The organism is SAR202 cluster bacterium (genome assembly GCA_009392515.1).
GTDB lineage: Bacteria > Chloroflexota > Dehalococcoidia > Lucifugimonadales > UBA6952 > UBA6952.
Genome location: VFGE01000051.1, coordinates 1 through 5171, shown reverse-complemented (window position 1 = coordinate 5171; position 5171 = coordinate 1). Strand labels below are relative to the sequence as shown.

Here is a 5171-nt window from a genome sequence, read left to right as displayed (position 1 = left end):
TTTTTAATTGGTTGATAATTACTTTGGTTGGAGTTTTTTCTATGTTCTTCTATTGTAGGTTTTGTATTTTCTTTTGTTTCTTGATAGGTTCTTTTTTCGACTATTCTTGGTTTTTTGTTTTTTGATTTAAATATTTTCTTTAAAAAATATAACAAAGAAAGTAAATATTGTTTGGATAGTTTTAACTTGTCCAAAGAAAATTTGGGCCATGAAATGTAAAAAGCACTTGCAATTAAGAGAAGTAATAAGACAGGGCCTGGAATATAGAAATCTTCCCATAAGTACTTTCCTAATTTTCCTCCAGTGGTTTCTTTAAATACAATTCCTTGGGGGCCTTTAAATGCTCCCATTAATAGTTGGATAGAAATAACTGTTAGTAGTGTGGATAATAACTGTGATTTAAATTGTAATGAATCTTTTTTGAAACGGATAACTACTGTCATTAAAATAATGAAAAATATCGAAAAGGTTGCAAATCCGTACCCAATATATGTGAGAATTATTTCATTGATGTTTGGTATGAAAGTTTCAAGGATATACTGTCTTTGGAGATAAATAATTATTATTGAAGCTGCAAAAAGAACTGCAGCTTGTGCAGATGGATTGTCTGAAAGTTCACGTGTGAGCTTCTTTATATTTGTTAGAATGCTGGTGAACATATATCATTCTCATTTTTTAAGTAATTCTCGATAATTTTAGACAAAAAAAAGAAATATGTCTAATTAGCCTAAGTTTAAAATAATTGCAACTGATCGTTGAGGGTTTCCGGTTTTTCTACTTTTGTTTCTAAGGATTTTATAAGATTAGGGATGCGTAGGAACTCTTCGGAAAGGATTTGATGGAATCTTGTTTGTCTTAAAGCGGCAGCAGGATGATAAGTTGGGTAAATTGTATAGCCATTTTGATTGATAATAGTACCATGAGCTTTGCCAATAGGAAGTTTGGGAACAAAGTATGACAAAGAATGTCTACCCAAAGTTATGATCAGAGCAGGATTAATAAGCTCAATTTGTTTACTGAGGTATGGTGAACATTGATTTATTTCATTTGGGGAAGGGTCTCTGTTATTAGGAGGTCGGCATTTTACAATGTTAGTAATAAATACATCATCCCTCGATAAACCGATGGAATTAAGTAATTTTGTAAGTAATTTCCCAGCTGCACCCACAAACGGTTGGCCGCTATTATCTTCGTAATAACCAGGTGCTTCTCCAATAAGCATTAACTTAGATTGAAAAAAACCTTCACCTGGTACAGCATTAATCCTCGTTAGAGATAGCTCACATTTTATACAATTTTTAATTAGTTCTGAAATATCCGTCAGATTTTTCATACGACTAAGATTTGAGTTTATCTAATCTTGAATCCCTTTAGATTGGATGTAGTCAACAGCACTTTGTACGGTTGTGATTTTTTCAGCATCTTCATCAGGAATTTCTAGTGGGTCTCCATCTTTTGAAAATTCTTCTTCAAGTGCCATAATCAATTCTACCAAGTCAAGAGAATCTGCGTTTAGATCATCAATAAAGGAAGCTGTAGGAACAACCGATGCTTCATCGACTCCCAAACGTTCCGCTGTAAGTTGTTGTACTCTTTCTAAAACTGTCGCCACAATATTCCTCCTCAAGTTATATTTTATGTTTTATTCAGTGTTTTTCTGGCGTAGGAGCCCAAGACTCCATTAATAAATTTACCTGATTGATCACTTCCATAATTCTTTGCTAATTCTACAGCGTCATTGATAACAATACTAGTCGTGTTTGTATCAGAATTTTGCAGCTCATAAATTGATAAGCGTAAAATATTTCGATCAATAAGGGATATTTGTTCTATTGGCCAACTTATCGCATATTTTGACAAAGTTTCGTCAATAGTGGAAAGATTCGCAATAATTCCTTCTGATGTAGATGATATGTAGTCTCTTCTAGAAGCATTAAGTTTTATACGTTTAAACGTATTGTATATAATTGCTTCTAGTGGATGTGAAGTACTATCAATTTCGTATAGTATTTTTATTATTAACTCGCGATCTTTGCGTAACCTTAGAGGGTCCATAATTTCCTTAATTTTCAGGTTGCAAATTAATCAAAGATTCATAATCTGAAATCGAATGTGTGATTGAATTTTCTGAGATTCTTTTCACCATCCCTGATAACACTTTACCTGGGCCGAATTCATAGAAAGTTGTAATACCTTCATTTGTCATATGTTCAATACCTCTTTGCCAATAAACACATCCACATAATTGTTCTGACAATTCTTCGCGTATTTCGGATACATTACTCATAGGTTTACTAGAACAGTTAGCAATTAAAGGAATTGAAGAATTATTAAAAGTAACATTTTTGATTGCTTCATTCATTTCAGATAAAGCTGAGCTCATAAGGTATGAATGAAACGCTCCACTAACCTTCAAAGGAATTGCTCTTTTTGCTCCACGATCAGATGCAATTTTGACTGCGTTATCGATATCAGATTTTAGTCCACTAATTACAATTTGACCTGGACTATTTATATTGGCAGCTTGGGTATTTGTTTCCTTACAGACTTCTTGGACAATTTCTTCTTCTAGTCCGATTATAGCTGCCATGCCACTATCAACTCTGTCACATGCCTCTTGCATTAATCTTCCACGTTCTCTAACTAATTTTACCCCATCTTCTAAACTGATTGCCTGACTTGCAACTAGTGCGGTGTATTCGCCTAGACTATGACCTGCACAAAATCTCGCAATTTCTGAAACCTTTAGAGCATGCATGGATTTATATGCCTCAAAACAGGCGATACTCATTGTTAGGATAGCAGGTTGAGTATTTATGGTACGTTCGAGTTCTTCTGAAGGTCCTTCAAAAATTATCTGAGATAAAGAGAAACCTAAAGCTTCGTCAGCGCGCAGAAAAATATCTTTAGCAGATTCAGAGTTTTCAAAAAGGCTTCTCCCCATACCTACTTCTTGTGCACCTTGTCCTGGAAAAATTATTGCATTATCCATATATCACCAAATATATATTTTCAAAGTATGTAATCGTTAAATTATTTCTTGAACTTTAGTTTCTTTAATCAATTCGCCTTTATAGTATCCACATATTGAACAAACTTGATGGCTTGGAATTTTTTGACCACATTGAGTGCACAAAGTTAAGGTCGGTGCTTTCAAACTTACATGGCTTTTTCTAGCTCCTCTTCTTGACTGAGTTCGCTTTTTTTTAGGTAAAGCCCCCATGATATTATCTCCTTATATATCTTCGATATTGATTTATTTAGTATTTGTAATTCTATTATTTTTATTCTTTATACCCTGACAATTTAAATTGCACAATAACTTTATTGGCATATTAACTAATATGTTTTGCCTGAATGATTCTGTTAATTCAATCGTATTATCTTTTATATAAAAAAACTCAGGACCATCTATTCTATCATATAATTCATGGTTTTTGCCTAAATAGTCAAAATGATAGAAAATATCATCAGATTCTATATGTATTTCTTGATTATATTTTTCCAAACAACGATCACAATTAGAAGCTATTGATAATTGTATTTTGGTATTAGCCCAGACACCCATATTAATTTTTGTAAGACAAATTACACCACTACTGGATATGATATTGAATTCATCGACAATTATTTCATCATAATAAATATTATGAAGTTTTTTTGTTCCTGTAGCTGATTTTAATAAATTTCCTAATTGTAAAAGCAAGAATAAATACCTTCCTTAATAAAATTTATTCCCCATGTGCATTTCGTATAGATAATTCAATTTCTTCGAGTGAGGTGCCTGGTCCAAAAACTCCTTTTACTCCTAATGAGTTTAGGGCCTCTTTATCTGATTCAGGTATAATGCCACCGACGAGTATTTTTACATGATCCATTTCTTTTTTATACAAACAGTCAAAAAGTTCCGCTACAAGTTCTAAATGCGCTCCTGATAATATACTTATACCAATGATATTTGCGTCCATTTTTGCAGCTAATTCTGTTATTTGTTCAGGTGTTTTTCTAATTCCGGAAAATTTCGTTTTGATGTTTTGCTCTGACAAATATCGAGTAATAACCTTAGCTCCGCGGTCATGTCCATCAAGTCCAGGTTTGGCAATTAGTACTCTTATTTCATTATTATCCATATTAGTTATTATTTGCTTGATTAATGATTGAGCGCGATATAATCATTCGATGAATTTCGCTTGTGCCTTCATAAATTTCTGTTATTTTTGCATCTCTAAAGTATCTTTCTACATGGCTAGATTTAAAGTATCCATAACCACCAAGGATTTGTACTGCTTTGGTTGCAGCTCTATTAGCACTTTCAGATGCAAACAACTTAGCCATAGATGCTTCTTTGTTATGAGGTTCTTTCATATCTTTTAGGATACTGGCTCTACGAGTTAATAATCTCGCTGCGTCTATTTCAGTAGCCATATCAGCCAACATCCATTGTATAGCTTGATATGAAGCTATTGGGTTATTAAAAGTTTTTCTTGAAACTGCGTAATTTGTAGCTGCTTCAAGACAGGCTTGGCCTATGCCTACGGATTGTGCGGCAATTGCAATTCTACTTGATTCTAATATTTGCATTGCTGAATAAAAACCAGTATTTTCTTCACCTAATCGATTTTCTTCTGGGACAGGACAATCTTCAAATATTAATTCAGCAGTACTAGAAGCTTTCATTCCCAGTTTTCCATCTTGTTTGATTGTTTGAAATCCAGGAGTATTTCTCTCAACTACTAAACAATTTACACCCTTGCTTTTTAATTCACGATTTTGGGTTGCATAAATTACAAAAGTATCAGCTACATCGCCATTAGTTATAAAATGTTTAGTTCCGTTTAATCTATACAGACCATCCCCTGAAGTAGATGTAGTAGACATTGAAGCAACATCAGAACCTGATTCAGGTTCTGTAAGACCCCAAGCGCCAACGGATGTTCCGTTAATTAGTGGTGGTAAAAATCTTGATTTTTGTTCTTCATTGCCAAATCTGGCTATACTTTGTAGTACTAATCCTATATGAGATCCATATATAGCAGAAGTAGCGCCACAAGCTTTAGCGATTTCTTCTGTTACTATAGAAAACTCTTTGAAACCGCCGCCAGCACCTCCATATTTTTCATCGATAGTAATTCCTAGTAAGCCCATACTGGCAAGACGATGAAAGCTTTCCA

The 5171-nt window shown here is 33.6% G+C and carries 9 protein-coding genes; all 9 read right to left on the bottom strand.

Translation table 11 applies throughout. The annotated features are described in order from the left end of the window. Positions 1-659, bottom strand: a 659-nt coding sequence (locus FI695_07400) for a hypothetical protein (protein MQG51780.1), incomplete at its 3' end; no start/stop codon positions are given. A 74-nt stretch (positions 660-733) separates the two neighbouring features. Beyond that, positions 734-1333 carry a uracil-DNA glycosylase gene (locus FI695_07395; GenBank protein ID MQG51779.1) on the bottom strand — a complete coding sequence of 200 codons (600 nt, stop codon included), beginning with the start codon at positions 1331-1333 and terminating at the stop codon, positions 734-736. 21 nt (positions 1334-1354) lie between these two features. Next, on the bottom strand, positions 1355-1612 hold the full coding sequence (acpP, locus tag FI695_07390) for an acyl carrier protein (GenBank protein ID MQG51778.1): 258 nt from the start codon (positions 1610-1612) through the stop codon (positions 1355-1357). Between the two features lie 23 nt (positions 1613-1635). Beyond that, positions 1636-2055, bottom strand: coding sequence for a transcription antitermination factor NusB (nusB, locus tag FI695_07385; protein MQG51777.1), 420 nt, complete (start codon positions 2053-2055; stop codon positions 1636-1638). Positions 2056-2062: 7 nt separating this feature from the next. Then, positions 2063-2992, bottom strand: coding sequence for an ACP S-malonyltransferase (fabD, locus tag FI695_07380; GenBank protein MQG51776.1), 930 nt, complete (start codon positions 2990-2992; stop codon positions 2063-2065). Positions 2993-3028: 36 nt separating this feature from the next. Then, entirely contained in the window at positions 3029-3223 is a 195-nt protein-coding gene (locus tag FI695_07375) for a 50S ribosomal protein L32 (GenBank protein MQG51775.1), read from the bottom strand. A gap of 33 nt (positions 3224-3256) precedes the next feature. Further along, positions 3257-3706, bottom strand: a complete 450-nt coding sequence (locus tag FI695_07370; GenBank protein ID MQG51774.1) for a DUF177 domain-containing protein — start codon at positions 3704-3706, stop codon at positions 3257-3259. A gap of 25 nt (positions 3707-3731) precedes the next feature. Continuing rightward, on the bottom strand, positions 3732-4130 hold the full coding sequence (locus FI695_07365; GenBank protein ID MQG51773.1) for a methylmalonyl-CoA mutase: 399 nt from the start codon (positions 4128-4130) through the stop codon (positions 3732-3734). 1 nt (position 4131) lies between these two features. Next, the coding region (locus FI695_07360) for an acyl-CoA dehydrogenase (GenBank protein MQG51772.1) at positions 4132-5171 on the bottom strand (1040 nt) is incomplete at its 5' end.